This window comes from Mycoplana ramosa, assembly GCF_041930185.1.
Lineage (GTDB): Bacteria > Pseudomonadota > Alphaproteobacteria > Rhizobiales > Rhizobiaceae > Mycoplana > Mycoplana ramosa.
Map to the genome: position 1 here is coordinate 123,765 of NZ_JBHEEW010000011.1, position 25,999 is coordinate 149,763.

General features: G+C 64.9%; 20 protein-coding genes. 8 read left to right on the forward strand and 12 right to left on the reverse strand.

All coding sequences use genetic code 11. The annotated features are described in order from the left end of the window. Nucleotides 1–50 precede the first annotated feature (50 nt). The 8 genes from JNC62_RS15290 (at nt 51) to JNC62_RS15325 (ending at nt 7,883) form a co-directional block, all read left to right on the forward strand. Complete coding sequence (locus tag JNC62_RS15290; RefSeq protein WP_374839875.1) at nt 51–1,334, forward strand: polyhydroxyalkanoate depolymerase; 1,284 nt, start codon at nt 51–53, stop codon at nt 1,332–1,334. A gap of 140 nt (nt 1,335–1,474) precedes the next feature. Next, nucleotides 1,475–1,903: a DUF2852 domain-containing protein gene (locus JNC62_RS15295; protein WP_374839876.1), complete on the forward strand. Its 429-nt coding sequence runs from the start codon at nt 1,475–1,477 to the stop codon at nt 1,901–1,903. Nucleotides 1,904–1,996: 93 nt separating this feature from the next. After that, on the forward strand, nt 1,997–2,758 hold the full coding sequence (locus JNC62_RS15300) for a M48 family metallopeptidase (RefSeq protein WP_374839877.1): 762 nt from the start codon (nt 1,997–1,999) through the stop codon (nt 2,756–2,758). Nucleotides 2,759–2,822: 64 nt separating this feature from the next. Continuing rightward, nucleotides 2,823–3,515, forward strand: a complete 693-nt coding sequence (locus JNC62_RS15305) for a phosphoribosylanthranilate isomerase (RefSeq protein ID WP_374839878.1) — start codon at nt 2,823–2,825, stop codon at nt 3,513–3,515. Further along, a complete protein-coding gene (gene trpB / locus JNC62_RS15310) occupies nt 3,512–4,732 on the forward strand; it encodes a tryptophan synthase subunit beta (protein WP_374839879.1) in 1,221 nt (406 codons plus the stop codon). Before JNC62_RS15305 ends, trpB begins: the two co-directional genes overlap by 4 nt. A gap of 1 nt (nt 4,733) precedes the next feature. Beyond that, the gene (gene trpA, locus JNC62_RS15315) at nt 4,734–5,573 is read left to right on the forward strand and encodes a tryptophan synthase subunit alpha (protein WP_374839880.1); all 840 of its coding nucleotides are present in this window, start codon (nt 4,734–4,736) and stop codon (nt 5,571–5,573) included. 39 nt (nt 5,574–5,612) lie between these two features. Further along, nucleotides 5,613–6,515: an acetyl-CoA carboxylase, carboxyltransferase subunit beta gene (gene accD, locus JNC62_RS15320; RefSeq protein ID WP_374839881.1), complete on the forward strand. Its 903-nt coding sequence runs from the start codon at nt 5,613–5,615 to the stop codon at nt 6,513–6,515. A gap of 39 nt (nt 6,516–6,554) precedes the next feature. After that, nucleotides 6,555–7,883 carry a bifunctional folylpolyglutamate synthase/dihydrofolate synthase gene (locus tag JNC62_RS15325; RefSeq protein WP_374839917.1) on the forward strand — a complete coding sequence of 443 codons (1,329 nt, stop codon included), beginning with the start codon at nt 6,555–6,557 and terminating at the stop codon, nt 7,881–7,883. 90 nt (nt 7,884–7,973) lie between these two features. On the opposite strand, the gene trxA is transcribed toward JNC62_RS15325, so the two are convergent. The 12 genes from trxA to JNC62_RS15385 all read right to left on the reverse strand — a co-directional run bounded on the left by trxA (nt 7,974) and on the right by JNC62_RS15385 (nt 25,748). After that, complete coding sequence (gene trxA / locus JNC62_RS15330) at nt 7,974–8,297, reverse strand: thioredoxin (RefSeq protein WP_374839882.1); 324 nt, start codon at nt 8,295–8,297, stop codon at nt 7,974–7,976. Between the two features lie 74 nt (nt 8,298–8,371). After that, nucleotides 8,372–11,926 carry a double-strand break repair helicase AddA gene (gene addA, locus JNC62_RS15335; RefSeq protein ID WP_374839883.1) on the reverse strand — a complete coding sequence of 1,185 codons (3,555 nt, stop codon included), beginning with the start codon at nt 11,924–11,926 and terminating at the stop codon, nt 8,372–8,374. Next, nucleotides 11,919–15,110 (reverse strand): double-strand break repair protein AddB, encoded by a 3,192-nt coding sequence (gene addB / locus JNC62_RS15340; RefSeq protein WP_374839884.1) that lies wholly within the window; start codon nt 15,108–15,110, stop codon nt 11,919–11,921. The genes addA and addB overlap by 8 nt, the downstream gene beginning before the upstream one ends. Further along, a complete protein-coding gene (locus JNC62_RS15345; protein ID WP_374839885.1) occupies nt 15,107–15,838 on the reverse strand; it encodes a nucleotidyltransferase family protein in 732 nt (243 codons plus the stop codon). The genes addB and JNC62_RS15345 overlap by 4 nt, the downstream gene beginning before the upstream one ends. A gap of 15 nt (nt 15,839–15,853) precedes the next feature. Continuing rightward, nucleotides 15,854–17,353: a tRNA (adenosine(37)-N6)-threonylcarbamoyltransferase complex ATPase subunit type 1 TsaE gene (gene tsaE, locus JNC62_RS15350; RefSeq protein ID WP_374839886.1), complete on the reverse strand. Its 1,500-nt coding sequence runs from the start codon at nt 17,351–17,353 to the stop codon at nt 15,854–15,856. A 4-nt stretch (nt 17,354–17,357) separates the two neighbouring features. Beyond that, nucleotides 17,358–19,862, reverse strand: coding sequence for an ATP-binding protein (locus JNC62_RS15355; protein WP_374839887.1), 2,505 nt, complete (start codon nt 19,860–19,862; stop codon nt 17,358–17,360). Between the two features lie 344 nt (nt 19,863–20,206). Further along, a complete protein-coding gene (gene ahcY, locus JNC62_RS15360) occupies nt 20,207–21,607 on the reverse strand; it encodes an adenosylhomocysteinase (RefSeq protein WP_374839888.1) in 1,401 nt (466 codons plus the stop codon). Between the two features lie 173 nt (nt 21,608–21,780). Beyond that, nucleotides 21,781–22,068 (reverse strand): HPr family phosphocarrier protein, encoded by a 288-nt coding sequence (locus JNC62_RS15365; RefSeq protein WP_374839889.1) that lies wholly within the window; start codon nt 22,066–22,068, stop codon nt 21,781–21,783. 17 nt (nt 22,069–22,085) lie between these two features. After that, on the reverse strand, nt 22,086–22,487 hold the full coding sequence (locus JNC62_RS15370) for a PTS sugar transporter subunit IIA (RefSeq protein WP_374839890.1): 402 nt from the start codon (nt 22,485–22,487) through the stop codon (nt 22,086–22,088). A 150-nt stretch (nt 22,488–22,637) separates the two neighbouring features. Then, a complete protein-coding gene (locus tag JNC62_RS15375) occupies nt 22,638–23,093 on the reverse strand; it encodes an HPr kinase/phosphorylase (RefSeq protein WP_374839891.1) in 456 nt (151 codons plus the stop codon). Then, the gene (locus JNC62_RS15380) at nt 23,090–24,862 is read right to left on the reverse strand and encodes a sensor histidine kinase (protein WP_374839918.1); all 1,773 of its coding nucleotides are present in this window, start codon (nt 24,860–24,862) and stop codon (nt 23,090–23,092) included. Before JNC62_RS15380 ends, JNC62_RS15375 begins: the two co-directional genes overlap by 4 nt. Before the next feature lie 160 nt (nt 24,863–25,022). Further along, nucleotides 25,023–25,748 (reverse strand): response regulator transcription factor, encoded by a 726-nt coding sequence (locus JNC62_RS15385; protein WP_374839919.1) that lies wholly within the window; start codon nt 25,746–25,748, stop codon nt 25,023–25,025. Nucleotides 25,749–25,999 lie beyond the last annotated feature (251 nt).

Sequence of the window (25,999 nt, forward strand, 5' to 3'; positions counted from 1 at the left end):
CCGAACGGAACGGCGGCTTCCAAAAGTTCACGACGGGATGATTGCTTCGAATGTACTACCAGCTCTACGAACTGAATCACGCCATGATGGCGCCCTGGCGCGCCGTCGCCGATCAGATGCGGCTTGCCTACAGCAATCCGCTCAATCCCGTCTCGCACACCTACTTCGGTCGATCGATGGCGGCAGGGCTGGAGGTTCTGGAGCGAGCAACCCGACGCTACGGCAAGCCTGCATTTGGTCTCGATGAAACCGTGATCGACGGCCAGACCGTCTCCGTGCACGAGAAGATCGTCTGGCAGCGTCCGTTCTGCAATCTCGTCCATTTCGAACGCTGCCTGCCGGCCGGGCACCGGCGCGATCCGAGGATCCTGCTGGTGGCGCCGATGTCGGGCCACTACGCCACGCTCCTGCGCGGCACGGTCGAAACGCTGCTGCCCGACGCGGAAATCTATGTCACCGACTGGGTGGATGCGCGGATGGTGCCGTTGTCGGATGGCGCCTTCGATCTTGACGATTTCATCGACTACATCATCCAGATGCTGCACGAGCTGGGACCGGACACGCACGTAGTGGCGGTCTGCCAGCCGTCCGTGCCGGTGCTGGCCGCCGTCGCGCGCATGGAGGAGGAGGGCGATCCGCTCTCGCCGTCGTCCATGACGCTGATGGGCGGTCCAATCGATACCCGCGTCAACCCGACGGCGGTGAACCGCCTTGCCGAGGAACGTCCGATCGACTGGTTCCAGGACAACGTGATCATGCCGGTGCCATGGCCTCAACCCGGTTTCATGCGCCTGGTCTATCCCGGCTTCCTGCAGCTTTCCGGCTTCATGTCGATGAACCTCGACCGACATTTGATTGCCCATAAGGAGTTCTTCGAGCATCTCGTCAAGAACGACGGCGACGCGGCAGAAAAACACCGCGACTTCTACGACGAGTACCTGGCGGTGATGGACATGACCGCGGAGTTTTATCTGCAGACGGTCGAGACGGTGTTCATGAAGCATGCCCTCCCGAAGGGGGAGATGATGCACCGCGGCCGGCGCATCGACACGACGGCGATCCGCAACGTGGCGCTGCTGACCGTGGAGGGTGAGAACGACGATATATCCGGCGTCGGCCAGACCAAGGCCGCGCAGACGATCTGCACCAACATCCCCGAAAACATGCGCATGCACTATATGCAGCCGGATGTCGGGCACTACGGCGTCTTCAACGGCTCGCGCTTCCGTCGCGAGATCGCCCCGCGCATCCTCTCCTTCGTCGCCGCCAACGGTCGCGGAGAGAAGATCGTCCCGCGCGTGGTCAAAGGCGGCAAGTCCGCAGGCGGGAAATAGCTCCATATCGATTTTGCGCGGAGCTTTCAGGCGCTTGTCCGATTCCACCGGACGGCGTCTTGAAGGGCGATCCTAACCTTACCACATCGAAATCACCGGGCGCCGCGGTGGCGGTCGGGCGAATGTGAGGAAGATTGCAAATGAACCAGTCTGCACTGCTGCGTCCCGACTGGACGCCTGCGACCGTCGCGCTGATGGTGCTGGGCTTTATGGTCTTCTGGCCCCTGGGCCTGGCCATGCTCGCCTACATCATCTTCGGCGAGCGGCTGAAAAGCTTCAAGAAGGAGGCCAACGAGGCAGCGGATGGCTTTTTCGCCTCCTGCCGCGGGCATCGCCGCGGGTTTCGCGGCCATGGCTTCGGAACTGGCAACGTCGCCTTTGACGAATGGCGGGATGCCGAACTGAAGCGGCTCGAAGAGGAGCGCCGCAAACTCGACGAGATGCGCGCGGAATTCGACGCCTATGTGCACGAGCTGCGCAAGGCGAAGGACAAGGAGGAGTTCGACCGCTTCATGCGCGAGCGCCGCTCCGGCAATGGCGGCTCGGTGTCGGTCGCGCCGAACGCCTGACGGCGATGTGACTAGCCGACGTGATTGCCGGCGCCCCTGCGGCGCCGGTTTTGCGTGGTTCAAAGGCAACGCGAATCGGCTAATAAGGACGCAATGTTTTCCTCGCTTCTGAAGTCCCGCCGTGCCCCCAGGACGCCGCCTCCACCGGAGACCAGGCAGGTCGAGGTGAATGGCAGGAGCCTGCCGTTGACGATCCGCCACAACGCTCAGGCGACGCGGCTGACGCTGCGGATCGAGCCGGGCGGCCGGGCACTGAAGTTGACGGTTCCGACCGGCCTGCCCGAACGGGAGATCCGGGATTTTCTCGATCGGCATCAGGCCTGGCTGATGACCAAGCTTGCACGGTTTTCGACGCGCAGTGCGCTATCGGACGGCCATCACATCTTCATCCGCGGCGTCGCCCATCGCATCGACGAGACCGGCAAATTGCGCGGCCTGACGGAGGCCGTGATCGTCGACGGCGAGCCGGTCCTGCGCGTCAGCGGCTCGAGCGAGCACGTGCCGAGGCGCATTTGCGATTTCCTCAAGAAGGAGGCGCGGAAGGACCTTGAGGCGCGGGTCGCGGTCCATGCGCCGATCGTCGGCCGTAAAGTCCGTTCGCTGACGCTGCGGGACACGCGCAGCCGCTGGGGGTCCTGTTCCGCCGATGGCGCGCTCAGCTTTTCCTGGCGCATCGTCATGGCCCCGCCGTTTGTGCTAGACTATCTTGCCGCTCACGAGGTGGCGCACTTGCGCGAGATGAACCACGGGCCCGCCTTCTGGAGCCTCTGTGAAAGGCTGTGCCCGCGCGTCGAGGAAGCCAAGCGCTGGCTGAAGCGCCACGGGACGATGCTGCACGCCCTCGACTTCGACTGACCGCCTCGTCCGGACGCGCGGGAATGGTCTCGACTCTTTGGCGATTTCATGCGAGGTCCACCCCATGAACAGCAATGCCAGGACAAACATCGACATCAAGATCTGCGGGCTGAAAACCCGCGAGGCGGTGCAGCGTGCCATCGATCTCGGTGCCAGCCACATCGGCTTCATCTTCTTCGAAAAAAGCCCACGCAACATCGAGCCGGCCGATGCTGCCGAGCTGGCCGAGCTGGCGCGCGGCCGGGCGAAGATCGTTGCCGTGACCGTGAACGCAGACAATGACGAGTTGGACGAGATCGTCGCTCTCTTGCGGCCGGACATCCTGCAACTGCACGGCGGTGAAAGTGCGGAGCGCGTCCTGACGATCAAGGCGGTCTATGGGCTGCCGGTGATGAAGGCTTTTTCCGTGCGTGAGGCGGCGGACCTGGAGAAGATCGACGCCTATGTCGGCATTGCCGACCGGTTCCTGTTCGACGCCAAGCCGCCGGTGGGCTCGGATCTGCCCGGCGGCAACGGCGTATCCTTCGACTGGACGCTGATGCATGCGCTTGACGGCAATGTCGATTACATGCTTTCCGGTGGACTGAACAAAGATAATGTCGGCGAAGCCATCGCGGTGACGCGCGCGCCGGGCATCGATATCTCGTCCGGGGTCGAAAGTGCCCCGGGCGTCAAGGACATCGGCAGGATGGAAGAGTTTTTTGCAGCGGTACGGCGGGCGACCGATCCGGCCGTGGCCGCAGGGAGCAGGATGTGAACCAGTCACCCAATCTGAATTCGTTTCGCAGTGGTCCGGACGAGGACGGGCGCTTTGGTATCTATGGCGGCCGCTTCGTCGCCGAAACGCTGATGCCCCTGATCCTCGAGCTGCAGGAAAAATGGGACGAGGCAAAAACGGATCCGGAATTCCAGAAGGAACTGGCCGATCTCGGCGCCCATTACATCGGCCGGCCTTCCCCGCTCTACTTCGCCGAGCGCCTGACGGAGCATCTCGGCGGCGCGAAGATCTATTTCAAGCGTGAGGAACTGAACCACACCGGTTCGCACAAGATCAACAATTGCATCGGCCAGATCCTGCTGGCCAAGCGGATGGGCAAGACGCGCATCATCGCCGAGACCGGCGCCGGACAGCACGGCGTGGCCTCTGCGACGGTTGCCGCGCGCTTTGGCCTGCCCTGCGTTGTCTACATGGGCGCCACCGACGTCGAGCGCCAGGCGCCGAACGTCTTCCGCATGAAGCTACTCGGTGCCGAGGTCAAGCCGGTCACGGCCGGTAACGGCACGTTGAAGGACGCGATGAACGAGGCGCTGCGCGACTGGGTCACGAATGTCGACGACACCTACTACCTGATCGGCACCGCCGCAGGGCCGCACCCGTATCCGGAAATGGTCCGCGACTTCCAGGCCGTGATCGGCCGCGAGGCGCGCGAGCAGATCCTTGCCGCCGAAGGCCGGCTGCCCGACGTCGTCATCGCCGCCGTCGGCGGTGGATCGAACGCCATCGGCATCTTCCATCCCTTCCTCGACGACAAGGACGTGAAGATCATCGGCGTCGAAGCCGGCGGCAAGGGGCTGGACGGCGAGGAGCACTGTGCCTCGATCACGGCGGGCTCGCCGGGCGTGCTGCACGGCAACCGCACCTATCTGCTGCAGGACGGGGACGGCCAGATCAAGGAAGGCCATTCGATCTCGGCGGGTCTCGACTATCCGGGCATCGGGCCCGAACATTCCTGGCTCAACGATATCGGCCGCGCCGAATACGTGCCGATCATGGACCACGAGGCGCTCGAGGCGTTCCAACTGCTGACGCGCATCGAAGGCATCATCCCGGCGCTCGAACCGAGCCATGCTCTGGCCGAGGTGATGAAGCGCGCGCCGAAGATGGGCAAGGACGAAATCATCCTGATGAATCTCTCCGGCCGCGGCGACAAGGACATCTTCACCGTCGGCAAGATTCTCGGCATGGAGCTTTAAGATGACCGCGCGCATGGACAAACGCTTTGCCGATCTCTCAGCCGAGGGCCGCCCGGCGCTGGTGACCTATTTCATGGGCGGGGATCCCGATTATGCCAGTTCGCTGGCCATCATGAAGGCGTTGCCGAAGGCCGGCGCCGACGTGATCGAGCTCGGCATGCCGTTCTCCGATCCGATGGCCGACGGCACGGCGATCCAACTCGCCGGCCAGCGCTCGCTGAAGGGCGGACAGACGCTGGCCAAGACCCTGCAGATGGCGCGCGACTTCCGCCTCGAGGACGCCGACACCCCAATCGTGCTGATGGGATACTACAATCCGATCTACATCTACGGCGTCGACCGTTTCCTTCATGACGCGCTGGATGCCGGCATCGACGGGTTGATCGTCGTGGACCTGCCGCCAGAGATGGACGATGAACTCTGCATTCCAGCGCTCGAGCGGGGAATCAACTTCATCCGGCTGGCAACGCCGACAACGGATGCAAAGCGGCTTCCGAAGGTGCTTCAGAACACCTCCGGTTTCGTCTACTACGTGTCGATGAACGGCATCACCGGATCGGCGCTGCCGGATCCTGCCTTGATCGGCGGCGCCGTCCGCAGGATCAAGGACCATACGAAGCTGCCCGTCTGCGTCGGCTTTGGCGTCAAGACGGCAGAGCATGCGCGCGCGATCGGCGCCTCGGCGGACGGCGTCGTCGTCGGCAGTGCTATCGTCAACCAGATCGCGTCGAGCCTCTCGGCCGACGGCGCCGCAACCGAAGCGACCGTGGCCGGCGTCGAGGCGCTGGTGCGCAGCCTGGCATCGGGCGTGCGCAGCGCCCGGCTTGTGGCGGCGGAATGAATCCCCACATAGGGGCGAAGATATTCAGGAGTAACTTCAGTGAACTGGATCACAAACTACGTTCGGCCGAAGATCAATTCGATGCTGGGTCGCAGGGAAGTTCCGGAGAACCTATGGATCAAGTGCCCGGAAACGGGCGAGATGGTCTTTCATCGCGATCTCGAAGAGAACAAGTGGGTGATTCCGGCCTCCGGCTATCACATGAAGATGCCGGCCAAGGCGCGGTTGAAGGACCTGTTCGATGACGGGGCCTACGAGGCCCTGCCGCAGCCGAAGGTGGCGCAGGATCCGCTGAAGTTTCGCGATTCCAAGAAATACGTCGACCGCCTGAAGGACAGCCGCGCCAAGACCGACCAGGAAGACACGATTCTGGCCGGCGTCGGACGCGTCCGCGGCCTGAAGCTCGTCGCTGTCGTGCATGAGTTCAACTTCATGGGCGGTTCGCTCGGAATTGCTGCGGGCGAGGCGATCGTCAAGGCCTTTGAACGGGCAATTTCGGAAAAGTGCCCGCTGGTGATGTTCCCGGCCTCCGGTGGCGCGCGCATGCAGGAAGGCATCCTGTCGCTGATGCAGCTGCCGCGTACCACGGTGGCGGTCGAGATGCTGAAGGAAGCGGGATTGCCCTATATCGTCGTCCTGACCAACCCCACGACCGGCGGCGTCACGGCGTCCTACGCCATGCTTGGCGACATCCACCTGGCCGAACCTGGTGCGGAGATCTGCTTTGCCGGAAAGCGGGTGATCGAGCAGACGATCCGCGAACAGTTGCCGGAGGGCTTTCAGACGTCCGAGTACCTGCTGGAACACGGCATGGTGGACATGGTCGTCAAGCGCCATGACATTCCCGATACGCTGGCCCGCATTCTGAAGATTCTGACGAAAAAGCCGGTTGCGGAGGCCACCAAATCGGCTGGCGTTGTTGCCATGGCCGCCAGCGCCTGATCGATCCGGGGCAGGGGAGGCGACATGGAAACGGCCGACATGACCGAGGCGGGTCGGGAGATCGAGAAGCTCCTTGCCCTGCACCCCAAGGGTTTCGATCTGTCGCTGGATCGCATCACGCGCCTGCTTTCGGCGCTTGGCGATCCGCACAAGCGCCTCCCGCCGGTGATCCACGTCGCCGGCACGAACGGCAAGGGATCGGTTACGGCCTTCAGCCGGGCCATTCTGGAGGCCGCCGGTCTTTCCGTCCACGTCCACACCTCTCCCCATCTCGTCAATTGGCACGAGCGCTACCGGCTCGGCCGGAAGGGGGGCCGCGGCGAATTCGTTTCCGACCCGGTGCTGGCCGACGCCGTTCGCCGTGTGGCCGAAGCCAATGGCGGTGAGCACATCACCGTCTTCGAGATCCTGACCGCCGTCACGTTTCTTCTGTTTGCCGAGCATCCGGCCGATGTCGCGATCATCGAGGTCGGACTTGGTGGCCGCTTCGACGCCACCAACGTCATCGAGCGGCCGGCGGTTGCGGTCATCATGCCGATCGCGCTGGACCACCAGGCCTATCTCGGTGATCGGGTCGAACTGATCGCAGCCGAGAAGGCCGGGATCATGAAGAAGGGCGCGCCCGTCGTCATCGGGCAGCAGGCGGAAGATTCGGCTCGCGAGGTGCTCGTCGCCACTGCCGAGCGTCTCTCCTGCCCGCACGCGGTCTACGGCCAGGATTTCCTCGCCTACGAGGAATTCGGCCGGATGGTCTATCAGGACGAGTTCGGTCTTTTTGATCTTCCCTCGCCAAGACTTCCCGGACGGCACCAGTTCGCGAATGCGGCTGCGGCAATCCGCGCGGTCAAAGCGACCGGCCTGCCGGTGACAGAGCGGGCCATCGAGCGTGGTCTCGTATCGGTCGAGTGGCCGGGTCGATTGCAACGGCTTACCGTCGGTGCGTTGGCGAAAGCGGCGCCGGCATCCTCGGAGATCTGGGTCGACGGCGGACACAATCCGGGAGCCGGTATGGTCATCGCTGAGACGATGGCGACCTACGAGGAACGCGATCCGCGACCGCTCTTCCTGATCATCGGCATGATCAACACGAAAGATCCGATCGGCTTCTTCGATGCGTTTCGGGGGATTGCCGAGCGCGTCTTCACCGTGCCGATCCGCGCATCCGACGCGGGCATCGATCCGGTCGCCCTGGCGAGCGACGCCATGGAGGCGGGACTGCGGGCCGAGGCCGTCTCGTCGGTTGCCGAAGCGCTGCATGCGATCGGCCGCCTCGTCGAGGAGGACGCCGTCGCGCCCCGCATCCTCATTGGCGGTTCCCTCTATCTTGTCGGCGACGTGCTTGCCGACAACGGAACGCCGCCGACCTGACGGCATCTTGTCGCGTCGGTGACACCGGACACTTCTTCCATCAAAAAGGCCCGGACGAACCGGGCCTTTTCGCATTGCGGCGAAAGCGGATTATGCGGCTGCCGAGGAAATCCAGGACGACAGCGCCGTTTTCGGTGCCGCGCCGACCTTGATGTCGGCCACCTGGCCGCCCTTGAACATGGCAAGGGTCGGAATCGAGCGCACGCCAAACTGCGCGGCGAGCTCCGGGTTCTCGTCGATGTTGAGCTTGGCAACCTTCACCTTGCCGGCGAGTTCTGCGGAGATCTCCTCCAATGCGGGGGCGATCATCTTGCACGGGCCGCACCACTCCGCCCAGAAATCAACGACCACCGGCTCGGCGGAATTGAGGACTTCGGCCTGGAAATTGGAATTGTCGACTTTCACGGTAGCCATGAGGGGCTGCTCCTTGGGATATTGAGGTTGCACTTCATGTGATGAGGGGCCGGGGCCATTTCAATGCCGGTATCTCACTTTGCCGCAAGCTCGGCAAGGCTTGTCGCCATGCCCTCGTCGGAAAGCCAGAAGACCCGCGGAGCCTCGGTATAGACCAGACCGCAGCCGATCGCCCGGCCAGGATAGAGCGGCGCCAGGATCGCACGATAGATTGCGAGCTGTGCGACATGCTCGAAGGGGAGGTCGGCGCCGGAGGAGGGCGGCTGCCGATTCGTCTTGAAGTCGACGATCTCGACCGCGTCCTCCCTGACAACCATCCGGTCGATGCGTCCGGACACGGCATAGTCCGTCCGTCCGAGGCGCAGCGTGCCCATGATTGAGACTTCGGCGCGCGCGAGCGGTGAGAAGATCGCGCCGAGACTTGGCTCCTGCATGATGGCGATGGCGGCGCTGACCAAATCGTCCCGTTGACGGCCCGACCAATGCCGCGTGGCCCGATCGAGATACCGTCGCGCTGCGGCGGTGCGGTCCGCGACGGGCAATGCGGGCAGGATCTGCAGGAAGCGATGAAGGATCCGGCCGCGCTCGAGCGAGCGGCCGGCGCCCGATCCCTTAGGCGGGGCAAAAAGCGAAGAGCCGACGATCAGATCCGATTGCGCCGTGTCGATGACTGCCGCAGCCCCCGACGGGCTCAGCGGGCGCGGCAGATGGCGCTGCGGGGGCAGCGGACGCCCGAGCGCCTGTGGCAGGGGCAAAGCGCTCTCCCTTCCAGTCTCAACGATCGCTTCGGCTGAACCGCTCCGGGAATCGGGTTCCCGCCAGGCATGGCCGGACCATTGGTCCGAGGCGGTCGAGAATGTGATCTCGCTGCAGCGTGCGTCACCTGAAAGCGCCAGTTGCACCATCTCGTGCCAGGTGCCCTTGCTTTCCTTCTTGCCGCGATAGCCGCACACGATCAGCCGGTCGGCGGCGCGGGTCATGGCGACATAGAGCAGGCGCCGATATTCTTCTTCCGCCTGGGTGCGGAGGCGAAGGGCGTCGCTCTCGGTCAGGGCATTGCCGAGAGCGGTGGTTGGCAGCCAGGCCGGCAGGCTGCCGCCGTCGATGCCGGCGCCGGCCAGGAAGCGAAACTTCGGCATATGCGTGTGCGTGAAGGGCGCGCCGCCGCCGTCCACCAGGAAAACGACGGGGGCTTCCAGGCCCTTGGCCGCGTGCACCGTCATGATGCGCACTTCATCGCGGCCCTTGTCCTGCTCGCGCTTGACGCTCGGCGCCTCCAATTCCAGGGTGGAAATGAACGCCTGCAGGCCAGGCAGGCCGTTGTCCTCCTGCTCCAGCGCGAAGGAGAGGAACTCGTCGATGATTTCGCCGGCTTCCTGTCCCAGGCGCGCAAGGAAGGCGGCGCGGCCGCCGAGCGCGCCGATTACGCGGGCGTAAAAATCATGAACGGGCAACACGCGGGAAAGCTGGGCGAAGTGTTCCAACCGGTTCACGATTGCTGAAACGACGTCATTCCCCTCGGCCTGGGCTTGCATGTAGTGCCAGAGGCTCGTGCGCTCCGGCCGGCGGGCGGCAAGCTCGAACAGCGCTTCCTCGGAAACGCCGAACAGGGGGCTTTTCAGAAGCGCGGCCAGCGCCAGGTCGTCCTCGGGCAGCAACGCAAATCGGCCGAGCGCAAGCAGGTCCTGCACGGCGATGTGCCCGGTCAGCACCAGCCGGTCGGCGCCGGCGACGGGTATCTGATGTGGCTGCTTCAGCGCGCGCGTCAGGGCGTTGACGAAGGCGTCGCGCTTGCGAACCAGGACGATGATGTCGCCGGGCCGCATCGGCCGCGCGACGCCCTTCTCGGTGACCGTTTCGCGGCCGATCCAACTGGCGAGCGTATCGGCGATGCGGCGGGCAAGGATATTGACCGGGGCCCTTTCCGGCACCGCGTCAAAGGGGGCCGTCCAATCCTGCTCATCGATCGTCTCCGCCGGTGCGATCACGTCCCAGACGTCCACCGCGCCGGGCTCACGGCCGCGATTCGAGGCGTGGACGATATCGGCGTTGTCGGGCGAAAGCCCACGCGCATGGTCGGCGATGGAGAAGACCCGATCGACGGCGGAGAGCACATCGCGGGTCGAGCGGAAGGACAGCAGCAGCCGGATCGTCTGGAAGGAGGCGTCCGCGTTGTTCGCCCGGCGCGCCGTTTCCCGTCCCTCCTGCGCGAACCGCTCCGGGCGTGCGCCCTGGAAGGAATAGATCGACTGCTTTTCGTCACCGACGGCAAAGACGGTGCGCACCGCGTTGCGCGCGCTGGCGCCGGCAAAGAATTCGCCGGTCAGCGCACCGATGATCGCCCATTGCCGCGGGCTCGTGTCCTGGGCTTCGTCGACCAACACGTGGTCGATGCCCTGGTCGAGCTTGTAGTGAACCCAGGCGCCGACATCGCTGCGGGTCAGGAGCGCGGCGGCACGATCGATGAGGTCGTCAAAGTCGAGCAGGCTGCGGCCACGCTTGAGGTCCTCGTAGTCACCGATCAGCCGCTCGGCGATGACGAGCGCCGCGCAGGTGGCCTCGAACATGCGAAACCTTTTCAAACGATCCTGGCATGCGAGCACGTGACCTTGCAGCTCGGTGAACAACGTCTCGAATTCGGCAGACACGTCCTTGATCTTCTTCGACAGAAGAGCGCGGTCGAGGCTGGCGGGCGCCCCGCTGCCGGTGAAGAAGATCTCGCACAGGGTCGTTCGCCGCTGCTCCGGATCGCGCAGTTCGGGCACTGATGCCAGCACGGCGACATTGCCCTTGACTGTATCGCTGCCGACCGAGAGCGCGGTCTCGACGTAACGCCGGAACAGCTCTGCGTCGAAGTTGGGGGGCGGCCAGAAGGCTTCGGTGAGGCTTGCGGCGTCTTCCCTCGGTCCGAAGCCGAGCAGTTCACGCAGGAAGGCCGGCGTGCCGCCGTGGCCTGCGGCGTCCTCGAGGAAATCGCGAATGTTGCCCCGATTGGCGATGATGTCGCCGATCAGCCGCTCCAGCCCGGTGTCGTCGGCAATGTCGAGGACTGTGGCGAACGCGTCGGCCAGGACGGGGTCGTCCTCCGCCGAGGCGGCGGTCAGCAACGACCTGCGGGCATCGGCGAGAAGCACGGTCGCGGCCCGGTCGTCGAGCACGGCGAAGTGGCCGGCGACGTTGGCCTCGAGCGGAAATTGATGCAGCAGCGCCTCGCAGAAGGCGTGAATGGTCTGGATCTTCAGGCCGCCCGGGGTTTCCAGCGCGCGGGCGAAAAGGCGGCGGGCTTCCGCCAGCTTCATCTCGTCGGGGCGCACGCCCTCGATCTCCTCGACGCGGGCGGCCAGCGTCTCGTCGGGCAGCACTGCCCATTGGGCGAGGCGGTCGAAGACGCGGTTCGACATTTCCGAGGCCGCCGCCTTGGTGTAGGTCAGGCAGAGGATGGCCGAGGGACGGCAGCCGGCGAGCAGCAGGCGGATCACCCGTTGCGTCAGAACGTGGGTCTTGCCGGAGCCGGCATTGGCCGACACCCAGGCCGAACCGGAGGGGTCGGAGGCGGCGGCCTGCTTGCGGCTGGTCCAGCCCAGCCAGGCGCCGGGATCGTCGGCCTGCGGCCGTTCGTCCTCAAGCATCGTCCTCTCCTTCGCTGGCCTCGGCCGTCGACCATTCCGCCACCCGTGCGAGGTGGTCGTATTCGCCACCAAAGTCCCGCTCTGCTTCGGGAATGACCCGCGAGGCGAAGCCGTAGCGCCCGGCAAGCAGTTGTGTCAGCAGCCTTTCGAGCTCGCCGAGGGCCTCGTCGGCGAGATCCGCGGCGGATTTTGGCTGGCGGTCCTTCGTCGGCTTCGCATGCTCGTTGTTGACGTTCTCGGCGGCGAAGCGGTCGCCGGGCTTCAGCCGGACATAGGTGAGGTCGGCCGGGGCGATTGGCTTGAGGTCGCGGAACCCGCCTCGCTTGAGCGCGGCTGCCTCGAGCGCGAGCTGCGGATCGAGCAGCGACCGGGCGATCCTCAGCGATGGCGAGCTGCCGGTCTTGTAGTCGATCAGGTCGGCGCGGCCATCGGCGTGAAGATCGATGCGGTCGGCGACGCCGGTCAGGCGCAAGCCGGGAACACCGAGTTCGAGCGAGGCGGGCACTTCCGTCAGGCTCGTGACGATAGAGGCGCGCCGGCGGGTGTCCCAGTCGAGAAAGGCGCGCGCGACCGCCTGGAAGCGCGGGCGCCAGACGGCGTCAATGTGCAAGGGCAGAGCGGCGCGGTCGAACTCTTCCGCGGTGATGCGGCGCATCAGCTCGCTATCGGCGCCATCGTTCGACCGCTCGCGCACGTAGCGATCGACAATGCGGTGGTAGAGCGTTCCGCGTTCTGCGGCGCCCGGATCGATGTTGAACGGCGCGACGGGGTGAAGACGCAGGATCCGGCGCGCATAGATCGCATAGGGATCGCGGCGGAGCCGACCGACCTCGCTGAAGGAATAGCTGCGCGGCTGGAGCTCGGCCGGGGGGCGCGGCTCGGGCCGCGTCGCCGGCGGCAGCGGCTGTCGCCGGTCCAGCAGGTCCACCCACTGCAGGAATTGCCTGCCGCGCTGGCGAAGTTCGTTGCCGAGTGCCTCGCCGCCGACTGCGAGCAACCGCTGCAGCCAGCGGGAGGCGACGGTCGGGGACGTCCCGCTGCGCATCGCGCGGGTGAGCACCAGATGCTTCGCGCCGCAGGCCATCTGGAAATCGTGCGCGAGCTGGCCGATGCGCCGCTCCGGCGGTTCCAGTCCGATATTCGCCTTCATGACGCGTGACAGGAAGGCGTCGTTGGTCGTTTGTGCCGGCCAGGTTCCCTCGTTCAGGCCGCCGATGACGATCGTATCGACGCTTTGCAGGCGCGATTCGAGCGCCCCGAAGATAAACACCCGCGGGTGGCGCATGGAGCGCGGCTTGACGGTTTCGCTGGCACCGATCGCCTCCAGCGCATCGCACCATTGCGGTCCGTCTGCCTCGAGCTGGCCTTCGGCTTCCATCACGCCCTTGAGGAGCGATGCGAGGCCGTCGCCGGCTTCGCTCGACCAGAGACCCGCGAGACTTCCGCGCTCGTCGATGGCGACGGACTCCAGCGCCCGCCCGGTTCGCTCGGCCCAGTCGGACAGCGGCAGCGCCGTGGTGTAACGCCGACCGCTGCGGCCGTGGCGCACCAGGACGCCAGCCAGCGGCTCGACGGCGGCGGCGATCCGCCGCGCCAGGTCGCGGGCCAACGGCGCGGCGTCGTCGTCGATCGCTTCGCGCCAGGCCGGCGGCTTTCGGTCGGCGGCGTGGCGGGGGAGAGCCTCGTCCAGCAGCGGTTCAAGGGCGGAGATGTCGACCTCCGTCGTTCCGCCACGCAGCGCGTAGAGCTCCAGTGCCGTGGCTGCCTCGCGCATCGTCTCGGCGGGCAGGCCGAAGCGTGCCAGCGGATGCTTCAGCAGGGCCACAAGTGCGACAGGATCGCCGGGCCGCAGGCTTGCTTCCAGCAGGAGGCGGACAAGTTCACCTTGCGGCGTCGAAAGCAGCGGCGTGCCGGCGGAATCGTCGGCCTCGATGCCGAAGCGGGCGAGTTCGATGGCGACGCGCCGGGCCAGCTTGCGGTCGGGCGTGATCAGCGCGGCCTGGCTTTCTTCGCCGGCTTCGAGCGCGAGACGAAGGGCGATGGCGATCGCGGTCGCCTCCGCGCGTTCATTCGCGGCCTCGACCAGCGATACACCGGCAAAGGCATTGCGCAGCGCGCCATCGTCCGCGCTCCGGCGTTGCTCTTCCCAGCCGGCGGTGGCATGGACGGGCAACAGGGCTCGCGACAGCACGTCGGCGCGCATGTCGAGATCGGGCTCCGGTCGCCCGAGGCGGGCGATCATCGTGCGGCCGAGGCCGAGGCGCTCGAGCAGGCGGCTCAGGCCGTATTGCGGGTGGCTGCGGTTCGACGCCTCTTTGGAAGGGTCGCCGGATGGATCATGCGCGACCAGCGTCCACTCGTCATTCGACATCGAAAAATCGAGACCGGGCAGCACGACGGCACCGTTCGGCAACGCCGCGACCGCCTCGATCAGGCGGGCGGTGGCGGGGATAGAGCCGGTGGAGCCGGCGATGATCACCGGACCCGCGGGTGGCGCGGTCCGATAGCGTTCGGTTTCCGCATCAAGCGTGGCGTTTCGGCGCATCGCCGGCGAAGAGCGGTTCAACTCTTGCAACCGTTGCGGCCAGAACACGCTGGCGATCCGCAGGAAGGCCAAGGTCAGTTGCCACCATTGCGCATGGTCGTTGGCGTCGATCGTCTCGAGCGCCTGCCACTCCCGTTCCTCCGTCTCCATAGCATCGATGAGATCGGCAAGTTCGCGGGCGAGCCAGATCGCGTCGGCCGGGCTTGCCGGGGCAACGAGCGGGCTTTCGGCATGGACGGCGGTGATGGCGGCCGGCAGGCTGTTGCGCCAGGCGAGAACGAGCCGCGCGAGTTCGAGAAGGCGCGCCGGGCCGGACAGGGGCTCGGCCATGTCGAGCGCGGCCGGAGCAATCTCGTCGAAGAAGCCGCTGTCGTCGTCGGTTTCGCCGAGCGGACGGATGACGGGGAGGATCGCCGAGCGGCCACCAAGCAGGTCGACGAATTCGGAGCGCAGCGTTCGCGCCGACCGGCGCGTCGGCACGTAGATCGTCAGGTCGGCGAGCGAAAGCGGATCCGCCGGATCGTAGCGGAAGCCGGAGATGATCTCTCCCTGGCAGATCTTTTGCGCGAGCGTCCGCAGAAAGGGCAGGCCGGGATGGATCGAGTAGACGTTGCCCGCCTGCCGAGAACGCCCGGTCATGCCGCGCCAGCCTTCTTGCCGAGCACCGCCTCGGCCTCGGCGATCGCCTCCGGCGTGCCGACGGTAATCCATTGGCCATCGAGCATCAGGCCGTACAGTCGACCGGCAGCGATGGCGCGATCGAAGTAGATGTTGAGATTGAACGGCTCGTCCGGGGCGTCGGAGAGAAGCGAGGGGAGCATCGCGATCGCGCCGGCGTAGACGACCGGCTCGCCGCAGCCTGCGCTATAACGTGTCAGCCGGCCTTCGGCGTCCATCGAAAAGTCGTTCTTGCCGTTGTGCCCGGTGGTGTTTTCCAGACGGACGCAGAGCATCGCCATGTCCATCCGGGCCGGCTCGAAGAAGGAGGCGAGACGACGCAGGTTCGTCTCCTCGCCCCGGCGCTCGCCGATCCAGAACAGGTCCGCATTGAGGACGAAGACGGGCTCGGGACCGATCAGACGCAAGCCCTTGGCAAGCCCGCCGCCGGAATCCATCAACGCACCCGTCTCGTCGGAGATCAGGATCTCGGGCCGCTGACGGCGGGACAGGTGATCGATCATCTGGCCGGCGAAGTGATGCACGTTGACGACGACGCGACGCACGCCGGCGGCGGCCAGCGCGTCCAGACCGTAGTCGATCATCGGTTTGCCGGCGATCGGCACCAGCGGTTTCGGCATTGTATCGGTGACCGGGCGCAGGCGGGTGCCGAGGCCTGCGGCAAGCACCATGGCATTTTCAATCTTCATCGCCGGCATCCGTCCTTATGATTCGTCGGACAGGATTCCAGCCTTTCCGCACCAGTCGCGCAAGGGGGCGAGGGATGGATGACCGAGCGCAACACGCAGGTTCTCCAAGGTCCTTGGCATATGCTTCATATAGCCCGGCTTGCCGTCGCGCTGCATCAGCCGGACCCAGATGCCGACGAGCTTGCAGTTGCGTTGCGCGGCCATGATGTGCCAGGCCTCGAGAAAGGCGTCGCCGTCAAAGCTTCCGGAGCGGGCCCGAAGGTCCAGATAACGCTCCAGCATCCGTTGCGCAAGCGCTGCGGGGACATCGACACGCGCGTCCTGAACGAGCGAGGCGACGTCATAGGCCGTGGGCCCAATCATTGCGTCCTGGAAGTCGATGATGCCGACGCGGTCGATACCCTGTGCCTGTGGCCGCCAAATGATGTTGGGCGAATGGAAGTCGCGCAACAGCAGGTTTCTTTCCGCCGACGCCAGCCGGCCGGCCAGACCTGTCCAGATCGCCCTGTACTCCGCCCGCAGGGCATCGCCGGCGGCGCTTCCCGTCCGCCAGGGCAGGTACCAGTCGGTTAGAAGGCCGACCTCGATCTGCATCGCGTCGTGATCGAAATCGGGGATGCGATAGTCCGTTCCATCGCCGACCGGGATCGTTGTTGCCGTCGGCTGCCGATGCAATTCGGCGAGCATTGCCACGCTCTCGAGGTAGCGCTCGGCGATCGGCCGGCCTTCGTCGTCGATTACGCCCTCGCTGCCGAGATCCTCGAGCAGGAGGATGCCGCGGTCCAGGTCCTGGTGGAAGATCACCGGCGCGGCAAAGCCGCGGCTGCCGAGATAGCCGGCGATCGCTACGAAGGGGCGCACGTCCTCGGCGATGTGGGCGATTTGCTGGTAATATTTGCCGTTTTCGAGAATGGCGCCCGGTTGGTGGCGCGGCGAATCCATCAGGACGAAACGCTGGCTGCCGGCATAAACGTGCTCGTAGGCCCGGACCGATGCGTCGCCCGTCAGGTGCCGCCGGCGCGCGTCCGGGTAACCGGCGTCCGCGAGGAACGCACGGATGTCGAGCGTGCGCCTGATGCGGGCGGCGATGGCGTCCGGGGCCTCGATCTCGATGCGTCGGCCTGTTCCTTCGTGCAGGAACCGCAGGGTGAGGCGTTCGGCTGGCAGCGCATCTTCCGCCCGTTCCGGCCACTCCACGAGACAGACGCCGTCCTCGAGTGCCTCCTCCAGCCCGAGCTCGTCCAGTTCCGCCGCCTCGGCGATGCGGTAGAGGTCGAAATGGGCGACCGGAAGGCGCAGCGCATAGCTCTGCACCAACGTGAACGTCGGACTCGGCACCTCGAGGAATTCGTCGTCGGCGACGGCGCGGATCAGCGCGCGGGCAAAGGTCGACTTCCCGGCGCCGAGGTCGCCGGAAAGGGCAACCAGATCGCCGGGACGCAGCGCGCGGGCAATGTCCTCGCCAAAGCGGATCGTTTCCGCTTCGTCCGCAAGCTGGATCGTGCCGACAAGCATGGTCCTATTCCGCCGCCACGATCGCCGGCAGCCGGCCAGGCGGTATGCGGCAGGTGACGCGGGTGCCCTCGCCCTCGCGGCTATCGATCGTCACGGTCCCGTGATGCAGGCTGACGAAGCTTTCGACGATGGAAAGGCCCAGACCGGCGCCTCCACGGCTGCCGTGGCTCTCGAACCGGCTGAACACGGTGCGGAGCACGTCCTGCGGGATGCCAGGCCCGCTGTCGGAGACGGTGAAGGCCAGATCCGCACCCTCCCGCCAGCATTTCAGCTCGATTTTCGTCCCGTCCGGTGCGAAGTTCGCAGCGTTTGCCAGCAGCTTGATGAGAATCTGCTTCAACCGCTGGTGATCGGCGACGATCGTGCCCAGCGCGTCCGATGCTACGATCTCCAGTGCCACCTGGCTTTCCTGCAGCCGATCGGCGAACTCCGCCGCGACCTCGTCGAGCAGGTCCGTCAGGCTGATCTCGGAAAGGTCGAGTTGCATGATCCCGGCGTCGACCGTCGCAAGATCGAGGATGTCGTTGACGATCGTCAGCAGCACAGCCGACGAGGTGGCGATGTGGTCGACATACTCGGCCTGGCGTTCGCTCAGCGTCCCGATCGACGGCGTCTTGAGCAGGTCGGCGAAACCGATGATGTTTGTCAGCGGCGAGCGCAGCTCGTAGGAGACGTGCTGGACGAAGTCGTTTTTCAAGGCGTCGGCCTTGCGCAGCGCCTCGTTCTTCTCCGTCAGGGCGCGCTCCACCCGCACGCTGTCGGTGATGTTGACGAAGGTCAGCATCGTCTGGGCATTGGAGAGCGGGGTGACGGCAAAGTCCAGCACGAGACCGGTGGAGAGTTCGAGCACGCCGCGGTCCGAGGGGCGCTCGTCGTCGAAGCTGGTGATGAGCTGGCCGAACCGCTTCCAGCCATCTGCGCCGTCATAGGATGGTGCGCATGCCAGTTCGATATCGCGAATATGCGTTCCCGGTTGTGCCTGTTGCTCGGTGATGCCCCAGATCGCCCGGAAGGCGGGGTTGGACAGGCGAAGGCGCCCGTCCGGCCCGAAAACCGCCACGCCCTCGGAGAGATGATCGATCGTCTCGTCCTGGACCTGCACAAGCGTATTGTAGCGCGTTTCGAGATCGACCTTTTCGGTCAGGTTCTCAAAGACCCAGGTAGCCCCGCCTTGCGGGCGGGCGGTCGCGATGACCCGCAGCGTCTGGCCGTTCGGCAGGTGCCAAAGGTCGGTCTGCGTGTCGATGGCCCGATAGACGGACAGGGCGTTTTCCTTCCACTGGCGCCAGTTCAGCTGCTCAGGCAGCTTTGCTGCGGCGCGCAGGCGATCCAGCATCTCGCCGTGATCGGGATGGCTCTCAAGGAAAGCGGTATCGAGATCCCACAGACGCTGGAACGCCTGGTTGTAAAACTGCAGCCGCTGGACGCCGTCGAAAATCGCCACCGGCGTTGCCAGATGGTCGAGCGTCTCGGCATGGCTCTGCAGCGTGCGCTTGAGCTCTTCGCGCACCGCCTCGGACTCCGACACGTCGAGCGCAATGCCTGCAGAGCCGGCGGGGCAAACGGCATCCACGACGTCGAAGAAACTGCGCGTGCCGCGAACGACGGTGGAAACCCTTTCGCGGAAGGGCGTGTCGGTGGTGCTGCTTGCACGGATCTTTTCGCGGGCGATGGCCGGCAGAAGTTCGCGGCCTTCGCGGACGGCCTCCGCGGCATCGCGGGCCTCCACGGCCTCGCCATAGGCCGCGTTTGCCCAGACGAGCGTTCCATCCTTCGATCGCTGCCAGACCGGCAGATCAAGCGAGTCCAGCAGGTTCTGGAATACGGTCAGGGACTGCTCCAGCCGGTCGCGCTCGAGTTGCAGCTCGGCGGCCTCGCGACGCAGATTGTTGAGCGCGACGAAGCGCACGAAGGCCTGACCTCCGGAGACGCGGCCCTGGACCTCGATGATCTCGTTTCGATTGGTCTCGACGACCAGGTCGAAGCTCTGCGCGTGCGAGCGCAGGGCCTCGATTGCCCGCTCCGCCTCCGCTGCCGAACCTGGCTTGAGCCAGCGCCCCAGTGCGAGAAACTCGCCGTCGGCAGTGGGTGCGCCGGTTTCTGGCGGCAACTGGCCGAGCAGTTCGGGCTTCTGCGAAAAACCGTCCCAGACGATGATACGGCGGTTCTTGTCGCTGATCAGCGCCTGCAGTCGAGCATTGCGGTGCTTTGTGTCGGATACCGAGGAACGAAGCGCGCGGTTTTCGTCCTCCAGCCTGCTGCGCTGCCGGATCATCCAGATGGCGGAAAATAGCGCCGCTGAAACGACGCCCAGCAGCACGGAAAAGGTCACCACCTCGGAGGAGCCCAGCAGGCGGGAACTAGCCTCGTTGGCGGCCAACGCGCCGGTCGGACCGCCTGCGGTCGCAAGCGCCGATCCGGCCAGAAGATGTCGCAGCCGGCGGGCATGGCGCGGTGCGCCCGAAAGCGAGCCGATACATGCTGCCGCAAATTGTCTGGCGCGATCCATGGCCGCTTGCTCAGTCGTGCGACAATCGCCCCGTTTCAAGTCCCACCTCATCCCCGGTCTGTCTCCGTCCATTTGCCGCCTGATCGACAAGACATCCCAGACCCGACGCCCACGCATGGCTTCGCCCGTTGAAAGGCGGAGTTTTGTAGCGGAGATGCGATTCTGGGGCGACCCTTGTACGTCCCTGATGGACGTGCGGCGCTCCAGCTCCGCATCTCGGCGTCGAATCAACAACATAACCATACTTCCTTAGCGAATCTGCGGGAAGCGGTGCGGGCAAAAAAGAAGCCGCCGCCCTGTCAAGGCGGCGGCAAACCAGATGTTGTGGATAAGTCGGGTAAGGATCAGTACCGGTAGTGTTCGGCCTTGAACGGACCCTGCGGCGCCACGCCGATATAGGCGGCCTGGTCCTCGGAGAGCTCGGTCAGCTTGGCGCCGAGCTTGGCGAGGTGCAGACGGGCGACCTTCTCGTCGAGGTGCTTCGGCAGGATATAGACCTCGTTCTTGTACTTGCCGGTGTTGGCATAAAGTTCGATCTGGGCGAGCACCTGGTTCGAGAACGAGGCGGACATGACGAAGGAGGGATGCCCGGTGGCGTTGCCGAGGTTCAGCAGACGGCCTTCGGACAACAGGATCATCCGGTTGCCCCTGGGGAACTCGATCATGTCGACCTGCGGCTTGATGTTCGTCCACTTGAGATTGCGCAGGCCGGCGACCTGGATCTCGTTGTCGAAGTGGCCGATGTTGCCGACGATCGCCATGTCCTTCATCTCGCGCATGTGCTCGACGCGGATGACGTCCTTGTTGCCGGTGGTGGTGATGAAGATGTCGGCGGTAGCAACGACGTCCTCGAGCTGGACGACCTCGAAGCCGTCCATGGCCGCCTGCAATGCGCAGATCGGGTCGATTTCGGTGACCTTGACGCGGGCGCCGGCACCACGCAGCGAAGCCGCCGACCCCTTGCCGACGTCGCCATAGCCGCAGACCACGGCGACCTTGCCGGCCATCATCACGTCGGTGCCGCGGCGGATGCCGTCGACGAGCGATTCCTTGCAGCCGTACTTGTTGTCGAACTTCGACTTGGTGACGCTATCGTTGACGTTGATCGCCGGGAAGGGCAGCAGGCCCTTCTGCTGGAGCTGGTAGAGACGGTTGACGCCGGTCGTGGTCTCCTCGGTGACGCCCTTGATCGCATCCCGCTGCTTGGTGAACCAACCGGGCGAAGCCTTCAGCCGCTTCTTGATCTGGGCAAACAGGATTTCCTCCTCTTCCGATCCCGGGCTGGAAAGGACGTCTTCACCCGCTTCCGCGCGCGCGCCAAGCAGGATGTACATGGTGGCGTCGCCGCCGTCGTCGAGGATCATGTTGGAGAGGCCGCCATCGGCCCACTGGAAGATCTGGTCGGTGTAGTTCCAGTATTCCTCCAGCGTCTCGCCCTTGAGCGCAAAGACCGGGATGCCGGCCGCGGCGATCGCTGCGGCAGCATGGTCCTGGGTGGAGAAGATGTTGCACGAGGCCCAGCGCACTTCGGCGCCCAGCGCAACCAGGGTCTCGATCAGCACGGCCGTCTGGATGGTCATGTGCAGCGAGCCGGTGATGCGCGCGCCCTTCAGCGGCTTGGCGGCGCCGAACTCCTCGCGGCAGGCCATTAGGCCCGGCATTTCCGTCTCCGCGATCGCGATTTCCTTGCGGCCGAAGTCGGCCAGTCCGATGTCGGCAACGTGGTAGTCCTTGGTGGTGCTCATGCGTTTCTCCAGACTGAATGGGTCGTGTTTCGGCGTAGCGTCGACGCCGATCGCAGCGGCAGCCGGCATCGCTCGATGCGGCCGCACCTCTCGGTGGGCGCATGCTTATCAGGAAATCTCAGGGCGGGCAACTGAGACATAAAGAAGTCTTTATGTCTTTATGTTCACCTGGGTTACATCTCCTCGCCGAAGCGATTTGCAACGAGCGCCTCCAGCGCGGCGAGAACTTCCGCCGCCTCCGCGCCGATTGCCGACACATGCACCGAGCAACCGGGACTGGCCGCCAACATCATCAGCCCCATGATCGACGTCCCGCCCACGGTCATGCCGTCCTTGGACACGGTCACTTCCGCATCGAAGCCGTCGACGGTTTGGACGAACTTGGCCGAGGCGCGCGCGTGCAGGCCTCGCTTGTTGATGATCAGGAGGTCCTTGGAGTGAGACATGGTCGAGCCGTGCATGGGTTGAGCGCATCCATCTATTTGCCGCTGAGGACACGGCTGGCAACGTTGATATATTTGCGCCCCGCTTCCGATGCCTCGACAAGGGACCGTTCCATGTCATCGTCGTTGCGCACGCCCGCGAGCTTGATCAGCATCGGCAGGTTGACGCCGGCGATGACCTCGATCGTGCCGCTGCTCATCACCGAGATGGCAAGGTTTGAGGGCGTTCCACCGAACATGTCGGTCAGGATGATGACGCCGTGGCCGCGATCGGCGCGCCGGGCTGCCTCCACCACGTCCTGCCGCCGCTGGTCCATATCGTCCTCGGGGCCGATGCAAACGGTTTCGATCGCCTCTTGCGGCCCCACGACGTGCTCAAGTGCGTGACGGAACTCGTCCGCCAGCTTGCCGTGGGTGACAAGCACCAGTCCGATCATATGCACCGCTCCAATTGCCCAAAATAAGCCGGCGACGGCCATATCGCACTGCAAAATGGACGTCCACCGTTGGGGAGGTCATCTTGTCGATGAAAAGGCCGAGTGCAAGTTAAAAATGCCGGATGGCCGCCATTTCGCCCGGTATCCGGGTCAGTTCCGGACCAGAAACGGCAGCAGGAGCACCAATCGTTCGAAAGAATCGAAGCCGTCGCCGATCGGCAGGCGCGTGACCGGAAGCGGATGGTCCGGCAGGATATCGCAATCCTCCCTCTCCGGGGCGATCCGTTCGGGGAACGGGGGGCGAACCAACCGGACGATCTGCGTCAGGAGGGCGCAAGGCACGGCCTCCACCGAGACGATGCCGGCACCGCGCACCTCGGCCAGGCCTGCGATCGTTGCGGGCGCGCGCGCCACGACGGCGCCACTGGCAGGGCTGACCAGAACCTGATCGTCGGCGACGAGCGCCGAATACAGACCGCGTTCGCGGGCGCGGCCGATGCAATGGAGTGCCGCCGCCGTCTTGCCCGACCCGGAGGGTCCCATGAAAATCAGCCCGGTGGTGCCGATGACGATCGCGGTGCCATGCACGTTGACGCCGTGGCTCATTTGGGGCGCCCCGCCGGCAGCGAGAGGATGAACCGCGCGCCCTTGATCTCGCCGGTGTCACGGTCGATGATGTTCTCGGCCTTCAACGTGCCGCCATGCGCCTCGGCGATCTGCCGCGAGATCGACAGGCCGAGGCCCGAATTCTGGCCGAAGCCTTCGCTCGCCGGGCGGTCGGTGTAGAAGCGCTCAAAGATGCGATCGATGTCCTCGGCCTGGATTCCCGGGCCGTTGTCCTCGACCTTGACAACCCTGCGAAGACCATTGCGGCTGTTCGACAGGCGCACGACGATCCGGCCGCCCTGGTCCGGCACGAAGGACCGGGCGTTCTCGATCAGGTTCGTGATGATCTGGCCGATGCGAAGCTCGTAGCCGCTGATGCTGAAGCGCGCCTTCGGATTGTCGCTGCGGTCGACGACGAAATCGAGGATGACCGGCTTCTTGTTGCTGCGCACCTGACGCGAGATGTCGACGAGATCGCCGAGGACCTTTTCCAGATCGACCGTCTTGGCATCGCTTCTGGCCAGTTCGGCATCGAGGCGCGAGGCGTCCGAAATGTCGCTGATGAGCCGGTCGAGGCGGCGCACATCATGCTGGATGATGTCCATCAGGCGCTTTTTCGATTCGTCCGTGCGCGCCAGCGGCAGCGTCTCGACGGCACTGCGCAACGATGTCAAGGGGTTCTTTAGTTCATGGCTGACGTCGGCAGCGAAGCTCTCGATCGCGTCGATGCGGTCATAGAGCGCCGTCGTCATTTCACGCAAGGCAACCGAGAGGTTGCCGATCTCGTCCTGGCGGGCGGAGAAGTCGGGGATTTCTTCGCGCTCCTTTGCCCCGCCGCGCCGCACCCGGATGGCCGCTGCCGACAGGCGCCGCAGCGGATTGGCGATCGTGCTCGACAGGAGCAAGGACAAAAAGACGTTGCCGAGCGCGGCAACGCCGAAGACGCGCATGATGGCCAGCCGTTCGGCATGGACGATCTTGTCGATGTCGCCGGCCTGTGTGGAGAGCAGCAGTACGCCGAGCACGGCGCGAAAGCGCTGCACCGGCACCGCCACCGACACGATGAGTTCGCCCTTGTCGGTGACGCGCACGACGGCGCCGCGCACGCCCGTCAGCGCGTTCATCACTTCCGGATAGATGGAGCCGTCGCCGCCCGGCGCTTCCTTGTATTGCGGCAGGTTGCTCGGCTGCAGCATGCGGTTGAGCCAGACGAGGAACCGGCCCAAGGCCGACAATTCCTCGACTTCAACGGGGGGAAGGTCGAAGCGCAGCACCTGGCCCTGGGTGTAGAGGTGCTTTGAGTCGAGCAGCAGGTTGGCATCGGTATCATAGATGCGCGCACGCACCCGGGTCGGCGAAATCAGGCGCCTGAGCACTGGGGCGACGCGTTCCGGGTTGATCGGGAATTCGAGGTCGTCGTCGTTGGGCAGCGGCGTGATGCTCTGGCCGGCTTGCAGTTCCAGCAGTTTCTCCGGATCGATGGTGATGGAGTTGGTGTCGACGGAGGCGGAGGCAGAAATCGCGCCGGCGATGATTTCCCCTTGGGTCAGCAGGCTTTCGACGCGCGCGTCGATCAGGCCTTCGCGGAACTGGTTGAGATAGAGGATGCCGGCGACCAGCACGACCAGCGCGACGAGATTGAAGAACAGGATGCGGCGCGTCAGGCTGGAGAAGACGGCGTTGCCGAAGATGCGTCGGATCAGCTTGAACGGATAGGTCCAGTACCAACGGGCAGATCGGCCGGCCGGGCGCCCCTCCTGGTCGTCCAGTTCCCTGTCAAGTGCGTTCTGTGGCAAAGCGGTCAAATGTCTCGAACGGCTCGCTCGCCGCCTCCGTTCTGGCCGAAATGCCACCGTCGCCCCGGGTGATGCAAGCAAAATCGCTTCGAATCGGCGGCGGAGAGGCTTTCCGGTCGTTCGAGGCCTTGGTTCAGGTCGATTCGCGGAACCGATAGCCGACGCCGTAAAGCGTCTCGATCATGTCGAAATCGGCGTCCACCATCTTGAACTTCTTGCGCAGGCGCTTGATGTGGCTGTCGATCGTGCGGTCGTCGACATAGACCTGCTCGTCATAGGCCGCATCCATCAGCGAATCGCGGCTCTTGACCACGCCCGGACGCTGCGCCAGCGCGTGCAGGATCAGGAATTCGGTCACGGTCAGGGTGACCGGCTCGCCCTTCCAGGTGCAGGTGTGGCGCTCCTGGTCCATCGCAAGCTGGCCGCGCTCGATCGAGCGCGCCTGCACGTCGCCCGCCTTCACAGCGGTCGATGCTCCGGCGGCCGCGGCCTCGCGGCTGGAGGCGCGGCGCAGGACCGCCTTGACGCGCTCGACCAGCAGGCGTTGGGAGAACGGCTTGGTGATGAAGTCGTCGGCGCCCATCTTCAGGCCGAACAGCTCGTCGATCTCCTCGTCCTTGGAGGTCAGGAAGATGACCGGGAGATCCGATTTCTGCCGCAGCCGGCGCAGAAGCTCCATCCCGTCCATGCGCGGCATCTTGATGTCGAAGATCGCAAGCTGCGGCGGCCGGGCCAGGAGGCCGTCGAGGGCGGAGGCGCCGTCCGTATAGGTCTCGACACGGTAGCCTTCGGCCTCGAGCGCGATCGACACCGACGTCAGAATGTTCCGGTCGTCGTCCACCAGTGCGATCGTCTGCATCCTGCTTGTCTCCATACTCATGTGCGCCTCGCTGATTTCCCTGGACGTGGTTGCGGCCGGACGATTGGTGCGCTTTCTTTGAGTATAAAGGTGGAACAAATTGTGGCAAAGGCAAAGGCGTGACGTCCGGCGCGTTGTTCCCCATGACCGAAGTTGGTCGATTAAATCGATTTTCAAACCGATTTAAAAAGGCGCACAAAATGTTAAATCGATTAATATACTGATATCATTGAGATATTTTGAGTGTCCCC